The sequence below is a fragment of the Streptomyces sp. NPDC058291 genome (assembly GCF_042880855.1).
In the GTDB taxonomy this organism is placed as follows: Bacteria; Actinomycetota; Actinomycetes; order Streptomycetales; family Streptomycetaceae; genus Streptomyces.
Window position 1 is genome coordinate 59765 of the sequence record NZ_JBHVYK010000028.1, and the last position, 17071, is coordinate 76835.

Genomic DNA, 17071 nt, shown 5'->3' on the forward strand with positions numbered 1-17071 from the left:
GGGGGACGGCTCCGCTTCGGCCGACGCCCGCTCGTCCGGCTCCCACCACTCATCCGGCCGGCCCCGGCTCAGTCGACGACGTGCCGTCCTTCGGGCCGAGCGCTGCACGAGGCGCGGAACGCGCAGTGGGCGCACTGCTGGCCGGCGGTCGGGGTGAACCGCTCGTCGAGGACCTTGCCGGCCGCCGTGGCGAGCAGGTCGCCGACCCACTCCCCCTGCAACGGCTCCTGGGCCTGCACCTTGGGCAGGGCGTCGCCCCCGTCCCGCTTGGCGGCGCCCTGACGCAGCTGGACGAGTTCGGCGCCGCCCGGCGCGGGCCGTACGCCGTCGAAGGCGTCGTCGACGGCTCCTTCGCGCACGGCGAGCTGATAGACGGCGAGCTGGGGATGGCGCTCCACCTCGCGGGCGGTGGGCGTCTGCTTGCCCGTCTTGAAGTCGACGACATAGGCGCGGCCGTCGCCGTCCGTCTCGACGCGGTCCATCTGACCGCGGATGCGGACCTGGTAGTCGCCGGCTTCGAGCGTCACGTCGAAGTCGTGCTCGCTGGCGACCGGTGTGCGGCCCGTGCGGTCCATCACGTGCCACTGCAGGAAGCGTTCGAGGGCCACCCGCGCGTGGGCCTTCTCCTGGGTGGACTTCCAGGGGGCGTCGAAGGCGAGGGCGTTCCACACCGAGTCGAGGCGTTCCATGAGGACGTCGAGGTCGGCCGGGGTGTGCCCGGAGGCGACCTCGTCGGCCAGGACGTGCACCACGTTGCCGAAGCCCTGGGCCACCGTGGCGGGGGCGTCGGCCTTCACCTCGCGGCCCAGGAACCACTGCAGCGCGCAGGTGTTGGCGAGCTGGTCGAGGGCGCTGCCGGAGAGCACGACGGGCTGGTCGCGGTTGCGCAGCGGGACCTTGCTCTCGGTCGGCTCGAACATCCCCCACCAGCGGTAGGGGTGGGCGGACGGCACCAGGGGCCTGCCGTCCTCGTCGGCCAGCGCCGCCAGCCTGGCGAGGCGACGGGCCGCCGCCTCCCTGAGCGTGGCGGAGGCGCGCGGGTCGACCGTCGTGGCGCGCAGTTCGGCGACCAGGGCGGAGACCGACAGGGGGCGGCGGGGGCGGCTCGTGACGTCCTTGGGCTCGACGCCGAGTTCGCTCAGGAAGCGGGAGGGCTGATCGCCGTCGTCCGCGGCCGCCTTCACCGCGGTGACGACGAGCCGCTCCCGCGCGCGGGTGGCGGCCACGTAGAAGAGACGGCGCTCCTCGGCGAGCAATGCCCCCGGGGTGAGCGGTTCGGCGAGTCCGTCGCGACCGATGCGGTCGGCCTCCAGGAGGGAGCCGCGGCGGCGCAGATCCGGCCACAGGCCCTCCTGCACGCCTGCCACGACGACCAGGCCCCACTCCAGGCCCTTGGCGCGGTGGGCGGTCATCAGGCGCACCGCGTCGGGGCGCACGGCCCGCCGGGCGAGGATGTCGGCGGCGATGTCCTCGGCCTCGATCTCGGCCAGGAAGTTCAGGGCGCCGCGCCCGCCGGTGCGCTCCTCCGCGCGTGCGGCGGTGGCGAACAGCGCGCAGACGGCGTCCAGGTCCCGGTCGGCGTTGCGGCCGGCCGCGCCGCCGCGCCGGGCGGCGCGCTCCAGACGTGCGGGCCAGGGCGTGCCCTCCCAGAGGTCCCACAGCGCCTCCTCGGCCGTGCCGCCCCGCGCGAGACGCTCACGGGCCGTCGCCAGCAGCGCGCCGAGGCGCTGGGCCCCGCGCGCGTAGGCCGGGTCGTGGGCGACCAGTCGCTCCGGCTGCGCCAGCGCACGGGCGAGCAGCACGTCGGAGGGCGGCGGCAGCGGGTCGCCGGCCGCGCGCTCCTCGTCGCGCAGCGCACGGCCTAGGCGGCGCAGATCGGCGGCGTCCATCCCGGCGAGGGGCGAGGCGAGCAGGGTGAGGGCGGTCTCGGTGTCGAGCCACCAGCCGTCGGCCTCACCGGCGTCCTGGGCGCGCTCGTCGGACTGCCCCACGTCGCGGGTGTCCCCCTCACCGTCGGAGTTCCCCGGGCCGTCGGCGTCCCGAGCAGCTCCCTTCGTGTCCCGTGCCGTCCCCGGACCGGCCGACGGCGCGGCGGACGCCTGCGGCGCGGCCTCTGCCGTGGCGACCGCGCGCAGGGCCGTCAGCAGGGGGGCGACGGCCGGTTCGTGGCGCAGGGGCAGGTCGTCGCCGTCGATGTCGAGGGGGACGCCGGCCGCCGTGAGGGCGCGGCGGACCGTCGGGATCGTGCGGGAGCCGGCGCGCACCAGGACGGCCATCTCGCCCCAGGGCAGACCGTCCTCCAGGTGCGCCCGGCGCAGGATGTCGGCGACGTTGTCGAGCTCGGCGCCCGGGGTCGGGTACGTGTGGACCTCGACGCGGCCGCCGTCCCGCGCAGCGGCGAGTTCGCGGTGGGCGCGGACCTTCGCGGCGGGCAGGCGGGTCAGCGGCATCCGCTGGGTCAGCAGCCGGGTGGCGGCCAGCAGGGCGGCTCCGGAGCGTCGGGACGTGCGCAGGACCTCCACGGGGGCCGGACGGCCGTCGGGGCGGGGGAAGGCCTGCGGGAAGTCCAGGATGCCGTTCACGTCGGCGCCCCGGAAGGTGTAGATCGACTGGTCGGGGTCGCCGAACGCGACCAGGGTGCGGCCGCCGCCGGCGAGGGTGTGCAGCAGCCGCACCTGGGCGGGGTCGGTGTCCTGGTATTCGTCGACGAAGACCGCGTCGTACTGCGCGGCGAGCCGCTCGGCGACCTCGGCGCGGTGGGCGAGGAGGACCGCGCGGTGGACGAGTTCCGCGTAGTCGATCACGCCGTGCAGGTCGAGCACGTCGAGGTACTCGGCCAGAAAGGCGGCGGCGGCCCGCCAGTCGGGACGCCCGATGCGGCGGGCGAAGGCGTCCAGGGAAGCCGGGTCTAGGCCCAGTTCCCGGCTGCGGGCCAGCACCGCGCGGACCTCGTCGGCGAAGCCGCGGGTGGTGAGGCAGGCGCGCAGTTCGTCCGGCCAGCGCACGTGCGTGAGGCCGAGCCGTTGCAGGTCGACCTGTCCGGCGAGCAGCTCACGGACCGCCACGTCCTGCTCGGGGCCGGACAGCAGGCGCAGGGGCTCCACGAACAGCTCGGCGTCCTGGTGGGCGCGTACCAGGGCGTAGCAGTACGAGTGGAAGGTGGTCGCCTGGGGCGCGTGGGCGGCGCCCATGCGGTGCGCCATCCGGTCGCGCAGTTCGACGGCGGCCTTGCGGCTGAAGGTGAGCACCAGGATGCGCGCGGGGTCGCCGCCGCGGGCGATTCTGGCCGCCACGGACTCGACGAGCGTGGTGGTCTTGCCCGTGCCCGGGCCTGCGAGGACGAGCAGCGGACCGGCGCCGTGGTCAACCACCGAGCGCTGGGCGGCGTCCAGACGAGGGGGGTCCACCCGGGCCGCCGGGGTACGCATCAGTCGGTAAGCGCCACGGTTCCCCTGTCGGCCCTGGGGGTGCGACGGGCGCCTGGTGGAGGAAGAGGAGCTCACGTGGTTCGCCGGTCCTGGTGGGTGTGCTGGTTGACGGAGCGAGGCTCGGGAAGAGCGGTGATCGTGGGATGAAAGGGACGTGTGCAGCCGACGCTACGCCGACCGACAGCCCGGGAAGGCGGCTTCCGCCGCTTCCCACGCGTCCCCGGTCGACCTCGGGGCGGTGTCCGACCGCTCAGGCGCCGGCGCCCGCACGGCCCCTGTCCCGCTCACGGCCCTCACTGCACTCACAGCCCGCACAGCCCTCCCGGCCCGCAGGCCACGCGCGTCCCTCGCCCCTCGAACGTACGCCATGCCACGGACGTGCCCTGTTCGCCCGGTTTCCCCCGTACGCGTCGCAAGATCCCCCCGGTCCGCCGGGATGGCGGAAGCTGTCAGGTGTGACCTTCCGCGCCTTCGCCGCCGTCCCATCTCGCCCGTCTCATGTCGAGGCGCGGCAGATGGCCCTCGGCGGCCCTGTTCGCCTCCTTCAGCGGGGTGCCCTCGGCGCGGTAGTGGTTCAGCGCCCGCAGCTCGTGGCCGGGGAGCAGCACGCCGTCCGCGCGCACGACACGCCACCAGGGGGCGGCGCCGCCGTAGAGGGCCATCACCCGGCCGACCTGTCTGGGCCCGCCCTGTTCCAGCCACTCCGCGACGTCCCCGTATGTCATGACGCGCCCGGGCGGGATCAGCTCCGCGACCTCGAGGACCCGCTCGGCGTACTCCGGCAGCGCGTCGGTGTACTCCGGGCGGGCGTCGTCCGGAAGGCTCTGCTCGCTCATCCGCCCCATCCTGCCCCACGGCACCGACAATGCGACGGGCCCGCGACTCCGTGCGCCCCTCGCCCCCCGGCGGTCCGTCGGGCAGACTGTGCGCCCCCGCATTTGCACCCTGATGCCCCCGTGTGTCGGTGCGGCATGCCACCATCGTGCGGGCGGTGACCGGTGATACGAGACCAAGAAGAGACGATGAAGCAGCAGGGCGTGCAACCTGAGGGCGAGGAAGGCGCCTCTGCCGCCGCGTCGCGCCCGGACGCCGCCGACGAGGCACCGGAGGAGGTGCACATCGACGAGGTGGAGGGCGACGAACCCCTGCTCCCCGCGCGCGTGCACCGCCCTTCCGACCTGATGCGCCTGCTGATCGGCGTGCTCGCCGTCGTGGTCCTGCTGGGCATCGCCGCGTTCGCGCACGGAACGACCTCGGGCCTCGAACAGGACATCAACAAGGGCACCGGGCAGGCGCCCGATCTCCTCATCAAGATCGCGGGACTGGCGTCCAGCATCGCGATCCTGCTGGTTCCGGTCGCGTTCGCGATCGAGCGGCTGATCAAGCGGGACGGGCTGCGCATCGCCGACGGTGTGCTCGCGGCCGTCCTCGCGCACGGTGTGACCCTCGCCATCGACCTGTGGGTCGCCAAGGGCGCTCCGGGCTCGATCCAGGAGGCGCTCACCCAGCCCTCCCCCGGCGACGTCCACGCCCTCACCGACCCGGTGCACGGGTACCTGGCGCCCGTCATCGCCTACATGACGGCCGTCGGCATGTCGCGGCGGCCGCGCTGGCGCTCGGTGCTGTGGATCGTGCTGTTGCTGGACGCCTTCTCGATGCTGGTCACGGGCTACACGACGCCCTTCTCGATCATCCTCACGGTGCTGATCGGCTGGACGGTGGCGTACGGGACGCTGTATGCGGTCGGCTCGCCGAACGTGCGCCCCACCGGACGGACGCTGATGGCGGGTCTGCGGCACGTCGGGTTCCGCCCGGTGAGCGCGGCCCGCGAGGAGGGCCCCGACGCCGCCGAGGGCGACCGCGGCAGACGCTACTTCGTCACTCTGGAGGACGGTCCGCCGCTCGACGTCACGGTGGTCGACCGGGAGCAGCAGGCCCAGGGCTTCTTCTACCGGGCCTGGCGCAATCTGACCCTGCGCGGCTTCGCCACCCGCAGCAGCCTGCAGTCGCTGCGCCAGGCGCTGGAGCAGGAGGCGCTGCTCGCCTACGCGGCCATCGCGGCGGGCGCCAACGCGCCCAAGCTGATCGCCACCTCCGAGCTCGGGCCCGACGCGGTGATTCTGGTCTACGAGCACACCGGCGGCCGCACCCTCGACTCGCTGGCGGACGAGGAGATCACCGACGATCTGCTGCGCAACGCCTGGCAGCAGGTGCAGGCGCTGCAGTCGCGGCGCATCGCGCACCGCCGGCTCGCCGGCGACGCCATCCTGGTGGATCGTTCCGGCACCGTGATCCTCACCGATCTGCGCGGCGGCGAGATCGCGGCCGGCGACCTGCTCCTGCGCATGGACGTGGCCCAGTTGGTGACGACGCTCGGGCTGCGGGTCGGCGCCGAACGGGCGGTGGCCTCGGCGGTGGGCGTGCTCGGACCGGACGCGGTCGCGGACTGCCTGCCCATGCTCCAGCCGATCGCGCTCACCCGCTCCACGCGCGCGACGCTGCGCCGACTGGCACGCGAGCGGGCCCAGCGGGAGCGCGAGGCGGTGCTGCAGGCCTCCGATCACGCCAAGCAGGCGCGCCTGGAGGCGACGGGGCACGACCACACCGGGACCGTCGTCCTGGAGAAGCCCGGCAAGAAGGCCGAACGCGCGGAGGCGCGGGCCGAGAAGCGGGCCATCGACGAGGCCCTGGAGGAGGCGCGCGAGGAGGACCTGCTGACGCAGATCCGCCACGAGGTGCTGCTCATCCGCCCCCAGGCGCCGGTCGAGCCGGCCCGGCTGGAGCGGGTGCGGCCGCGCACCCTGATGAGTTTCATCGCCGGCGCCATCGGCGCGTACTTCCTGCTGACGCAGCTCACGCACATCGAGTTCGGCCCGCTCATCGAGAACGCCGAATGGGGCTGGGTGGCCGCCGCCGTGCTGTTCTCGGCGCTCAGTTACGTCGCCGCGGCGATGAGCCTGCTGGGCTTCGTCCCGGAGCGGGTGCCGTTCCCGCGGACCGTGGCCGCCCAGGTCGCCGGTTCCTTCGTCAAGATCGTCGCTCCGGCGGCGGTCGGCGGCGTCGCCCTCAACACGCGGTTCCTGCAGCGCGCGGGAGTGCGACCGGGTCTCGCGGTGGCCAGCGTCGGCGCCTCGCAGCTGTTCGGGCTCGGCTGCCACATCCTGATGCTGCTGTCGTTCGGGTATCTGACCGGAACCGAGAAGACGCCGTCGCTGTCGCCGTCCCGCACGGTCATCGCGGGTCTGCTCACGGTGGCGGTGCTCGTGCTCGTGGTGACCTCGGTGCCGTTCCTGCGGAAGTTCGTCTCCACGCGTGTGCGGTCGCTGTTCGCCGGCGTCGTGCCGCGCATGCTCGACATCCTGCAGCGGCCGCAGAAACTGGTCACCGGCATCGGCGGCATGCTGCTGCTCACCGCGTGCTTCGTGATGTGCCTGGACGCGTCGATCCGCGCGTTCGGCGACGGGTCGACCTCGCTGAGCATCGCCGGCGTCGCCGTCGTCTTCCTCGCCGGCAACGCGCTCGGCTCCGCCGCCCCGACGCCGGGCGGCGTGGGAGCCGTCGAGGCGACCCTGACGGTCGGCCTGATCGCGATCGGGCTCCCCAAGGAGGTCGCCGCTCCCGCGGTGCTGCTCTTCCGCCTGCTGACGCTGTGGCTGCCCGTCCTCCCGGGCTGGCTCGCCTTCAACCACTTGAGCCGTAAGGGCGCCCTGTAGGGCCCGGCCGCCCGGACCGGCGGCCCGCCCGGACCGGACGGCCGTACCTCGCACGGACCGCGGTCCCGCGCGCGGGTCCGCGGTCCGTCGCAGGATGGGATCATGCCGACCCGTTCCCGCCTGCGCGTCGCCGCCGCGACAGCCACCTGCGCGCTGCTGACCACCCTGGCGGCGGGCTGCGGCGACGAGGCGCGGGACCAGGATCTGACGGCCCAGAAGCTGACCTGGAAGGACTGCCCCGCCCCGTCCCAGGCGGAAGGAGGCGGCAGCGCCCCCTCCCCGCTGCCGCACGACGGCGCGTGGCAGTGCGCCACCATGAAGGCGCCCCTCGACTGGGCGGACCCCGAGGGCGACACCATCGGCATCGCCCTGATCAGGACCAGGGCCGACGGCGACCGGAGCCGACGCATCGGCTCGCTGATCTTCAACTTCGGCGGCCCGGGCGGCTCGGGCGTCTCCACCCTGCCCGCCTTCGGCGACCAGTACGCGGCCCTGCGCACCCGCTACGACCTGGTGAGCTTCGACCCGCGCGGGGTCGGCCGCAGCGCCGGCGTGCGGTGCGAGAGCGATCAGCAGCTCGACGCCTACTTCCAGCAGGACTCCACACCCGACGACGCCGCCGAGCGCACCGCCCTGCTGGACAACACCAGGAAGTTCAACGCGGCCTGCGAGAAGAACTCCGCGAAGACGCTCCCGCACGTGCGGACCACCGACGCGGCCCGGGACATGGACCTGATGCGTCAGGTCCTCGGCGATCGGCAGATGCACTACTTCGGCATCTCCTACGGCACCGAACTGGGCGGCGTGTACGCCCACCTGTTCCCGAAGAACGTGGGGCGGGCGGTCTTCGACGGGGTCGTCGACCCCACGCAGACGTCCGAGCAGGGTTCGCTGGGGCAGGCCAAGGGCTTCCAGCTCGCGCTCGACAACTTCGCCGCGGACTGCACGTCCAAGACGGAGGACTGCCCCGTCGGGGACACCGCTCAGGACGTCGAGGACCGGATCGAGCGACTTCTGCGGGCCCTCGACCGCAAGCCGATCCCCGGCATCTTCCCGCGGGTGCTGACCCAGAGCGCCGCGACCAACGGCATCGCGCAGGCGTTGTACTCCAAGGATTTCTGGGCGTATCTCACCGAGGGTCTGGAGCAGGCCTACGCGGGGGACGGCCAGACCCTGATGCTGCTGTCCGACCTGATGAACGGGCGCAGCGAGAACGGCGAGTACAGCAACCTCACGGCCGCCAACGTCGCCATCAACTGCGCCGACGACAAGCCGCGTTACTCGACCGCCCAGGTGGAGGAGAAACTGCCCCGGTTCCGGGCCGCGTCCAGCGTCTTCGGGGACTTCCTGGCCTGGGGCATGGTGAGTTGCTCCGACTGGGCCGTGCCGGGCGCCGCCGACCATCCGGACGTCAGCGCGCCGGGGTCGGCGCCGATCGTGGTCGTGGGCAACACCGGAGACCCGGCGACCCCGTTCGAGGGGGCGCACAAGATGGTGGAGGCACTGGGCCGGGGCGTCGGGGTCGAGCTGACGTACAAGGGGCAGGGCCACGGCGCGTACGACAGCAAGAACAAGTGCGTGCAGAAGGCGGTGAACGGCTACCTGCTGAACGGCGTCGTGCCCGCCGCCGGGACCGTCTGCTCCTGACCAGCCACCGCGGCCGCCTGCTCCCGACGCCCCGCCACGTCTGTTCCCGACGTCCCGCCGCGATCCCGGACCGATGCCGCCGAATGATAGGAAATCCGCAGGTCAAAGGGTTATCCACAGGCTCGGCCGGACGGACCGCGGGCCGCCTAATATGGCCTGACAGCCGTCCGCCGCCGCGTGCGGACGGCCTACGAGGGGGGACGTGCCGTGACGCGATTCGCACGGTGGACGGCGTTGGGGGCCGCCGCCGCACTGCTGGTGACGGGCTGTGGCGGCGGCGAGTCGGGCGGCGGCGGGGACGGTAAGAGGAGCACGGCCGACGCACGCGCCTCGGCCGCCTCGACGGGCTCCGCCGCGACGACAGGCGCGCCGGTCGCCCCGCCCGCCTCGCTGACCGGTCAGAAGCTGGAGTGGGGACGCTGCAAGGACACCCCGGATGCGGCCGCGCCGGACGGCGACTGGCAGTGCGCCACGCTGAGGACGCCCCTGGACTGGTCGAAACCCGACGGCGACACGATCGGCATCGCCCTGGTGCGCGCCAGGTCGCGCGCGAGCGGAGGCGACCGGGTCGGCTCGCTGCTGTTCAACTTCGGCGGCCCCGGCGGCTCGGGCGTCTCGGCGCTCCCCGCCTTCGGCTCCACGTTCTCCTCGCTCCGCGAGCGCTACGACCTGGTCAGCTGGGACCCGCGTTCGGTCGGCGCCAGCGAGGGCGTCCGCTGCCGCAGCGACAAGGACATCCAGGCCGCCGAGTCACTGGACTCCACCCCGGACACCCCGGCGGAGGAACGGGCCTTCTTCCAGGACGCCACGGACTTCGGCAAGGGCTGCGCCAAGGCGGCGGGCCGGCTGGTAGCGCACGCGTCCACGACCGACACCGCCCGCGACATGGACCTGATGCGTCAGGTCCTCGGCGATCGGCAGCTGCACTACTTCGGCATCTCCTACGGCACCGAACTGGGCGGGGTGTACGCCCACCTGTTCCCGAAGAACGTGGGGCGGCTGATCCTGGACGCCGTCGTCGACCCGAGCGCCGACGCGGTAGGCCATGCGCAGAACCAGGCCCGCGGCTTCCAGCGGGCGCTCGACGACTACCTCAAGTCGACCGGCGAGGACCCGCAGAAGGGCAGCCGGGAGATCGCGGACCTGCTGGACCGGCTCGACGCCCGGCCGCTGCCCACCTCCGGCGGGCGGAAGCTGACGCAGACGCTCGCCCTCACCGGCATCGTGCTGCCGCTGTACAGCGAGCAGAGCTGGCCGAACCTGACGCGTGCCCTGGCAGCGGCGAAGGACGGGGACGGCACCGAACTGCTGGCGCTCGCCGACGGCTACAACGACCGTGACTCCTCGGGGCACTACGGCACGTCGGCACACTCCCAACGGGTCATATCGTGCTTGGACGACAAGCAGCGGCCGACTCCGGAGGCGACGAGGAGGCAGCTGGCGGAATTCGAGAAGATCTCAACCGTGTTCGGGGACTTCCTCGGCTGGGACACCGCCGGCTGGTGCCACGACTGGCCGGTGGCCGGACAGTACGACACCCCGGAGGTGAGCGCGGCGGGCGCGGCGCCGATCCTGCTGGTCGGCAACACCGGGGACCCGGCGACGCCCTACGAGGGCGCGCGCAAGATGGCGGACGAGCTCGGCAAGAGGGTCGGAGTGCTGCTCACCTGGAAGGGCGAGGGGCACGGCGCCTACCGCAGCGGAAGCAGCTGCGTCCACTCGACGGTGGACGCGTACCTGTTGAAGGGGACGGTGCCCGAGGACGGCAAGGTCTGCTCATGACGGCGGCGGGGGCCTCGCACACGTGTGGTGCGCGCGGCCCCCGCCGGTCCGACCGGGTGGCCCGGTGGGCGGAGCGAGCGGCCCCGTCAGTAGACGGGCTTGCTCGGCTCGATCTGGTGGACCCAGCCGATCACGCCGCCGCCGACGTGCACGGCGTCCGAGAAGCCGGCGGACTTCAGCACGGCGAGGACTTCCGCACTGCGGACACCTGTCTTGCAGTGCAAGACGATCTTCTTGTCCTGCGGCAGGCCCTCCAGGGCGGTGCCCAGCAGGAACTCGTTCTTCGGGATCAGCTTCGCGCCCGGGATGGAGACGATCTCGTACTCGTTCGGCTCGCGGACGTCGATGATCTCGATGTTCTCGCCGTCGTCGATCCACTCCTTGAGCTGCTTGGGAGTGATCGTGGAACCGGCGGCCGCCTGCTGGGCCTCCTCGGAGACGACGCCGCAGAAGGCCTCGTAGTCGATGAGCTCGGTGACGGTCGGGTTCTCGCCGCAGACCGCGCAGTCGGGGTCCTTGCGGACCTTGACCTGCCGGTACTGCATCTCCAGGGCGTCGTAGATCATCAGGCGGCCGACGAGCGGCTCGCCGATGCCCGCGAGGAGCTTGATGGCCTCGTTGACCTGGATGGAGCCGATGGACGCGCACAGCACGCCCAGGACGCCGCCCTCGGCGCAGGAGGGGACCATGCCCGGGGGCGGGGGCTCCGGGTAGAGGCAGCGGTAGCAGGGGCCGTGCTCGGACCAGAAGACCGAGGCCTGTCCGTCGAAGCGGTAGATCGAGCCCCACACGTACGGCTTGTTGAGCAGCACGCACGCGTCGTTGACCAGATAGCGGGTGGCGAAGTTGTCCGTGCCGTCGACGATCAGGTCGTACTGGGCGAAGATCTCCATCACGTTCTCGGCTTCGAGCCGCTCTTCGTGAAGGACCACGTTGACGTACGGGTTGATGCCGAGGACGGAGTCGCGGGCGGACGCGGCCTTGGAGCGGCCGATGTCGGCCTGGCTGTGGATGATCTGCCGCTGCAGGTTGGACTCGTCGACCTCGTCGAACTCCACGATGCCGAGCGTGCCCACGCCCGCCGCGGCCAGGTACATCAGCGCCGGCGAGCCCAGGCCGCCGGCGCCCACACAGAGCACCTTGGCGTTCTTCAGCCGCTTCTGCCCGTCCATCCCGACATCGGGGATGATCAGGTGGCGGGAGTACCGTCGAACCTCGTCTACGGTGAGCTCAGAGGCTGGCTCGACCAGGGGTGGCAGCGACACGGGGACTCCGTTGGTCGGTCGATCACTACAGTTGTTCTCCCCGTAACACTGCCATGGCCTTCTTCATTCCGAGACACCCGTTCCAATGCGCGAGACGATCTCGTCCCAGTAGCCGGGCAGGGTCTCCCAGGGGTCGGTGGGTGCGCCGCGATCGGCGGCGTCGGTGAACCAGATCGTGCCCGCGCCCTGCCAGCGCGCGACGCGCAGCGCCTCGTCGAGATGACCGCGCGGCACCCCGTGCACGAAATGGCAGAAGCGTTCGGGGGGATGCTCGGCGGTCCACTCCGCCACCTGCGACCAGCGGTAGTCGCTCCAGGGGCCGCGGAAGGTGACCAACTGGTCGGCGTGCTCGGCGTAGCCGGGGTACGGGTGAGTTCCGTGTCCGAGGACGAGGTGGGGCGCGTCGTTAAGCGTACGGAGCGCGTCGGTGGTGCGGCGCACGGCGGGGAGCGCGGCGCGCTGGGCGGGGCAGTGGTCCAGGAGGAACCCGTCGACCTGGTACCAGTCGAGATGACGCTGTGCGTCGGAGAGCGTCTCGGCGAGGGCGCGGGCGCCGTGCCGGACGTCGAGACGTCCGAGGACGCGGACGCCGGCGTTGCGCAGCCGGCCCGCCGATTCCAGACAGCGCGGGTCGGGCCGGACGCCGGGCCCGTCCGCGACGTCCAGGACGACCCAGTGCAGCGGCCGGCCGGGGCGGGTGAGCTCGGCCCACTCGCCCGGCGCGAGAAGGGGGTGCGCGAGGCCCGGGACGCCGAGACCGGTGCGGACGTCGGTGCTCCCCGCTCTCGCGGTGCCCGCCGGGGTTCCGGTCAGATACGACATGCCGCCTCCATCCAGATGTCGGCGAGGGACTCCTCGAGGTTGATGCGGGGCCGCCAGCCGAGCCGGTCGCGAGCCGTGCGCACATCGGCCTGCTGCCAGCTGCCGCAGCCGTCCGGGTACGGGTACACGACCGGGCCCGCGTGGTCGGACTCGGGGCGGGGGTGGCCGAGGGCGCCCCTGAGGTGGCCGCCGGGCGGGCCGTCGAGTTCGTGGACGGCGCCGCCGTACCCGGCCACGCGCGCGAGGACCCCGGCGGCGTCCCGCAGCCGGACAGCGCGGCCCGAGCCGATGTTGATGACGCCCTGCGCGGCGGACAGGGAGGCCGCGTGCACGGCGCGGGCGACGTCGCGGACGTCGATGAAGTCGCGCTGCACCCCGAGGCCGCCGAGCTTGAGCTCGCCGTCGCCGGACTGCATGGCGCGGCGCATGGCCTCGGCGAGCCGGCCCAGCGGGGAGCCGGCGGGCGTGCCGGGACCGGCAGGCGAGAACACCCGCAGCACGACGGCGTCGAGACCGGAGCCGAGGACGAGTTCGGTGGCGGCGAGTTTGCTGACGCCGTACGGGCCGCCGGGGCGGGGCACGGCGTCCTCGGCGGTGGAGGAGCCGGGCTGGCTCGGGCCGTACTCGGCGCCGCAGCCGATCTGCACCAGCCGGGCGCCGCAACCGCTGCGGCGCAGGGCCTCGCAGACGGTGGCGACGGCGACGGTGTTGTGCCGGGTGAGCTCGCGGGCGCCGCCACGCGTGGTGCCCGCGCAGTTGACGACGACCTGGGGGTGGACCGCGTCGAGGAAGCGGGTGAGCGCGCCGGGGCTGCCGGACGCGAGGTCGAAACGGACGTCGGCGTCGTCGCCACGGCCGAGCGCGGTGAGCTGGACGGCCGGGTCGGCGAGCAGACGGTCGGCGACGAATCGGCCGAGATAGCCGTTGGCTCCGATCAGCAGGACCCTCATCGTGCGGCTCCCGTCGTCTGCGTCGCGGCGGTCGCCGGAGCCGCGGGGGCTGCGGTCACCCCGTGTGCTCCGGCCGTCTCGGTGACCGCGGGGGCTCCGGCGACCGCAGGTGCCCCGGTGGCACCGGTCGCTCCGGATCGGGAGGTGGTCATCTGGTCTCTCCTTCAAGGGTGTTGCGGTGGGTTGCGGCCGGGCGGCGGCACGCGCGCGTCGTGCCCGCGGGGCACGGTGGGGGCTGCGTCGCGCATGGGGACCCGAGGTGCGGACGACGGCGGGCTCGGTTCAGCACGGCTGGTCCGTGCGGACGTGGGCGGAGGCCCTGGTCAGCGTGCGGGTCGCGTAGACCAGCAGGATCAAGGCGGCGCTCGCGCAGAGGAGGGAGGGGACGCCGGCCGGACCCCAGGCGGCCATCAGGCTCTCCACCGGAGTGGCCAGGAAGCCGCATCCGGGCAGGCGGCCCGCGAAGACGGTGGCCGGGGCGAGCGCCTCCGCCGCGCCGACGGCCGCGATGACGACGGCCGGGGCGTGGGCGAAGCCGTGCACGGTGAGAAGGCGGGCGAGGAAGAGGAGGGCGCCCAGGGTGAGGACCGGGGCATAGTCGGCGGGCTCGTCCAGGGCCAGGGCGCCCAGGGCGGCCAGGCCGGTGAGCGCGCCCAGGTACAGGGCGAAGGCGGCGAGCAGCAGCGGCTGCACACCGGCCGCGAACTCCTCCAGCGCACGACTGGAGTTCAGCCGGCGGCGGGCCCGCACGGCGAGGAAGTGAGCGCTCCAGGCGGCCGGCGCACAGGACAGGGTGAGGGTCACCAGGGGGACGGCGGAAAGGGGCCAGGGGCCGTCGGCCCTGCCGTCGGGCAGAACGTCGGGACCTCCGTGGACGGCGGCGCGCAGCAGGCCGTCGCCGAGGACCGCATAGCCGAGGAGCCACCAGGTCCAGGCCTCCGTGCGCTGCAGGCCGGGATGGTCGCGCCGGGGCCCGCTCAACGGCCCCCGGCGCAGCGCGGCGTGCACGGCGAGCGCCACGGCGAGGACGCCGGCGGCGGCCACGAGGAGACAGGTCCGCCCGTCGGTGAGACGCACGCCGGTGACGGTCCCGGCGCACAGCACGCCCGGCGCAAGGGCGAGCAGCGCCCAGCTCCGCCGCCGGGGCGGTGGAGGTTCGGCGGGTGCGGCGGGCGGGGGTGCGTCGCCGTCGCGGGACACGCGGGCGTACATCTCCTCGGCCAGGGAGAACACGTCGCGGTGCCGGAAGCGCGCGGCGGTGCGGTCGGTGACCCCGTGCGCCTCCAGACCCGCGGCGATCTCCAGTGGATCGACGGCTCGCTCGCACAGTTGGCGGTGACGGTGCATCAGGGCCTTCACCGGGTCCGCTGCCCCGCGGCGGGGGCCGCCCGTCCCGCGGCCGTCGGGGACCGCGCCCGTGTCGGGGCGCGGGTCGGGGCCACCCGGCGTGCCGGGTCGGTCCAGTTCGTCGAGCCCGCTCATCGCGCTCCCTCCGTGGCGGCGACCGGCGAGGCGTCCCGTACCGACGGCGCGGCCGATCGGACCGGGCCGTGCCGGACGGCGCCTCGGGCGGCCAGGTCGATCCACAGGCCCGGCAGCCGCGCCTCGGCCGGGACGGCGAACGGCCGGGGCTCGCCGTCGTCGTCGAAGACGAACGGGCTCACCGGAGCCTGGGAGACGAGCTCCAGGTAGATGGCGTGGAACGCCGCCACGTTCTGCTCGACGGTGAACAGTTCGAGGGCGCGGGCGCGGGCGGCCGCGCCCAGGCGCGCACGGCGCTCGGGGTCGCGCAGCAGCGAGACGCACGTCTCCGCGAGCGCCCGCGGATTGCGCGGCGGAACGACCAGTCCCGTGCCGCCGATGACCTCGACCACCGCGCCGACGTCGGTGGACACGGTGGCGCGGCCGCAGAACATCGCCTCGACCAGGCCGACGGGGAAGCCCTCGACGACGCTGGACAGCACGGTCACCGCGCCGGACGCGTACACGTCGGCGAGGGTGGGCGCCTCCGGGTCGCCGACCTCCTCGAAGGACACCGGGTTCTCGCCGACGCAGTGCGGTCCGGCCGCCTCGTCGGGGAAGAGCTGGGCGGCCAGCATCCTGCAGTGGCCGAGGTAGGCCCGGCCCTCCGCGCCGGTCGCCGTGCCGACGATCCGCAGGCGGGCCCGGGGCTCCTCCCTGCGGATCTCCGTGAAGGCGTGCAGCAGGGAGACCAGGTCCTTCGCCGGCTCCACCCGGCCCACCCAGAGCAGGGTGTGCGGGTCGGCGGCGTCCGGGCCGTCGCCCACTGTGGCGAAGCGCGAGGCCTCCATGCCCGGGTAGACGGTGCGCAGTTTGGCGCGGTCGGCGCCGCAGCGCTCCTGCCAGCGGCGGGAGTGCGCGTTGCCGGGCGTCACGCAGGCCGCCCGCCGGTAGACCTCCGCCGCGAGCCGGCCGTGGAAGGCGGCGAGCAGGGCGCGCACCGCGGGCGCGGCTCCGGCGGAGGGCGTACTGCCGGCGCCCGCCGGCGACGGGGCGCCGCCCGCGCTCAGGTAGTGCGTGCGCAGCCGTACCCCGTACTCGGTCACGAGCAGGGGCACGTCGAAGAAGTGCCGGGCCAGCAGGCCCGGCAGGGCCGCCGCGCCGCCGGACGTGGCGTGGCACAGGTCGACCGAGCCGAGGCCCTCGCCCTCGTCGCCCCCGTGGTCGTCGTACCAGTCGAGCGAGAGGGGGCGCAGGGCGCGTTCGAGGTGCGCGGCGACGGCGAGCAGGTCGGGGACGCGCGCCTCGCGCGCCGTGCGTCGCGCGCCGGGCGCGCGGCAGGCGCTCTCCAGAGCGCGCACGCCGCCCTCGGAGCGGAGCGCTCCCACGAGCCCGCCCTCGTCCCGGGCGAGTTCGGCGAGGCCGTAGAGGCCATTGGCGAAACGGTCCGCCTGAGCGGTGGCACCGGCTCCTGAGGGAGCCGTCGGGTCCGAGGACTCCCCCTCGCACAGGGCGGCCGCCAACTCCGCGTAGCACTCGGCGAAACGCCGGCGCGCGCGCCGCCCGTAGGCGACCCCGTCCTCCGCGGCCGTCCACAGCGGCGCCGTGCGCACCTGGCGGACCTGCGGCGGAAGCGGGACCCAGCCCGCCTCGTCCTGGTGCGAGGCCCGGCTGAGCGCGTAGACGTCGAACTCGTGCTGCCCGAGCCCGCGCACGAGCCGGTCGCACCAGACCCCGGCGTCACCGCTCATATACGGATAGCCACCCTCCGTAAGCAGTCCGATGCGCACGCGCACCCCCGATCTCCCGTTTGGGGAGCCGCCGTTGACCCGACGGCTCGCAGCGGGACGAACGTATGCGGACAAGGCGGTGGGGGGGGGGGGGGGGGGGCGTGTCAGCCACTTCCACCCCTCGTGCCGCGGGCCGCTCGCGGCGCCGGCGTGGGTGGGCCTGATCTTGCTGCCGGCGCGCCCCCGCCCGGGCCCGTCGACGTCGTTCCAGAA

General features: G+C 73.8%; 10 protein-coding genes. 3 read left to right on the forward strand and 7 right to left on the reverse strand.

Going from position 1 to position 17071, the window contains the following annotated elements; all coding sequences use genetic code 11:
* Nucleotides 1-68 precede the first annotated feature (68 nt).
* Both ACFVYK_RS16910 and ACFVYK_RS16915 read right to left on the reverse strand, forming a co-directional pair.
* Nucleotides 69-3503: an ATP-dependent helicase gene (locus ACFVYK_RS16910; protein WP_389774176.1), complete on the reverse strand. Its 3435-nt coding sequence runs from the start codon at nt 3501-3503 to the stop codon at nt 69-71.
* Between the two features lie 374 nt (nt 3504-3877).
* The gene (locus tag ACFVYK_RS16915) at nt 3878-4264 is read right to left on the reverse strand and encodes an MGMT family protein (protein WP_389774179.1); all 387 of its coding nucleotides are present in this window, start codon (nt 4262-4264) and stop codon (nt 3878-3880) included.
* 186 nt (nt 4265-4450) lie between these two features.
* Here ACFVYK_RS16915 and ACFVYK_RS16920 point away from each other — a divergent pair, with 186 nt between their 5' ends.
* The 3 genes from ACFVYK_RS16920 (at nt 4451) to ACFVYK_RS16930 (ending at nt 10570) form a co-directional block, all read left to right on the forward strand.
* Complete coding sequence (locus tag ACFVYK_RS16920; RefSeq protein WP_389774181.1) at nt 4451-7141, forward strand: lysylphosphatidylglycerol synthase domain-containing protein; 2691 nt, start codon at nt 4451-4453, stop codon at nt 7139-7141.
* Between the two features lie 102 nt (nt 7142-7243).
* Nucleotides 7244-8788, forward strand: a complete 1545-nt coding sequence (locus tag ACFVYK_RS16925) for an alpha/beta hydrolase (RefSeq protein WP_389774184.1) — start codon at nt 7244-7246, stop codon at nt 8786-8788.
* 207 nt (nt 8789-8995) lie between these two features.
* Nucleotides 8996-10570, forward strand: a complete 1575-nt coding sequence (locus tag ACFVYK_RS16930) for an alpha/beta hydrolase (protein WP_389774187.1) — start codon at nt 8996-8998, stop codon at nt 10568-10570.
* 86 nt (nt 10571-10656) lie between these two features.
* Here the strand turns inward: ACFVYK_RS16930 and moeZ are convergent, their stop codons facing one another.
* From moeZ to ACFVYK_RS16955, 5 genes are all read right to left on the reverse strand, one after another.
* Nucleotides 10657-11835, reverse strand: a complete 1179-nt coding sequence (moeZ, locus tag ACFVYK_RS16935; RefSeq protein WP_389774190.1) for an adenylyltransferase/sulfurtransferase MoeZ — start codon at nt 11833-11835, stop codon at nt 10657-10659.
* A gap of 63 nt (nt 11836-11898) precedes the next feature.
* On the reverse strand, nt 11899-12657 hold the full coding sequence (locus ACFVYK_RS16940) for a spherulation-specific family 4 protein (protein ID WP_389774192.1): 759 nt from the start codon (nt 12655-12657) through the stop codon (nt 11899-11901).
* A complete protein-coding gene (locus tag ACFVYK_RS16945; protein ID WP_389774195.1) occupies nt 12645-13607 on the reverse strand; it encodes an NAD-dependent epimerase/dehydratase family protein in 963 nt (320 codons plus the stop codon). Before ACFVYK_RS16945 ends, ACFVYK_RS16940 begins: the two co-directional genes overlap by 13 nt.
* A 282-nt stretch (nt 13608-13889) precedes the next feature.
* Nucleotides 13890-15089, reverse strand: coding sequence for a hypothetical protein (locus tag ACFVYK_RS16950; protein WP_389774197.1), 1200 nt, complete (start codon nt 15087-15089; stop codon nt 13890-13892).
* Nucleotides 15086-16819 (reverse strand): glycosyltransferase, encoded by a 1734-nt coding sequence (locus tag ACFVYK_RS16955; RefSeq protein ID WP_389774200.1) that lies wholly within the window; start codon nt 16817-16819, stop codon nt 15086-15088. The genes ACFVYK_RS16950 and ACFVYK_RS16955 overlap by 4 nt, the downstream gene beginning before the upstream one ends.
* Nucleotides 16820-17071: the final 252 nt, after the last annotated feature.

What these genes read in the sequence shown, in the direction of transcription:
- ACFVYK_RS16915 (WP_389774179.1), bottom strand. Translation starts at nt 4,264, where the DNA reads ATGAGCGAGCAGAGCCTTCCGGACGACGCCCGCCCGGAGTACACCGAC.
- ACFVYK_RS16940 (WP_389774192.1), bottom strand. Translation starts at nt 12,657, where the DNA reads ATGTCGTATCTGACCGGAACCCCGGCGGGCACCGCGAGAGCGGGGAGC.
- ACFVYK_RS16945 (WP_389774195.1), bottom strand. Translation starts at nt 13,607, where the DNA reads ATGAGGGTCCTGCTGATCGGAGCCAACGGCTATCTCGGCCGATTCGTC.
- ACFVYK_RS16920 (WP_389774181.1), top strand. Translation starts at nt 4,451, where the DNA reads ATGAAGCAGCAGGGCGTGCAACCTGAGGGCGAGGAAGGCGCCTCTGCC.
- ACFVYK_RS16950 (WP_389774197.1), bottom strand. Translation starts at nt 15,089, where the DNA reads ATGAGCGGGCTCGACGAACTGGACCGACCCGGCACGCCGGGTGGCCCC.
- ACFVYK_RS16955 (WP_389774200.1), bottom strand. Translation starts at nt 16,819, where the DNA reads ATGAGCGGTGACGCCGGGGTCTGGTGCGACCGGCTCGTGCGCGGGCTC.
- ACFVYK_RS16925 (WP_389774184.1), top strand. Translation starts at nt 7,244, where the DNA reads ATGCCGACCCGTTCCCGCCTGCGCGTCGCCGCCGCGACAGCCACCTGC.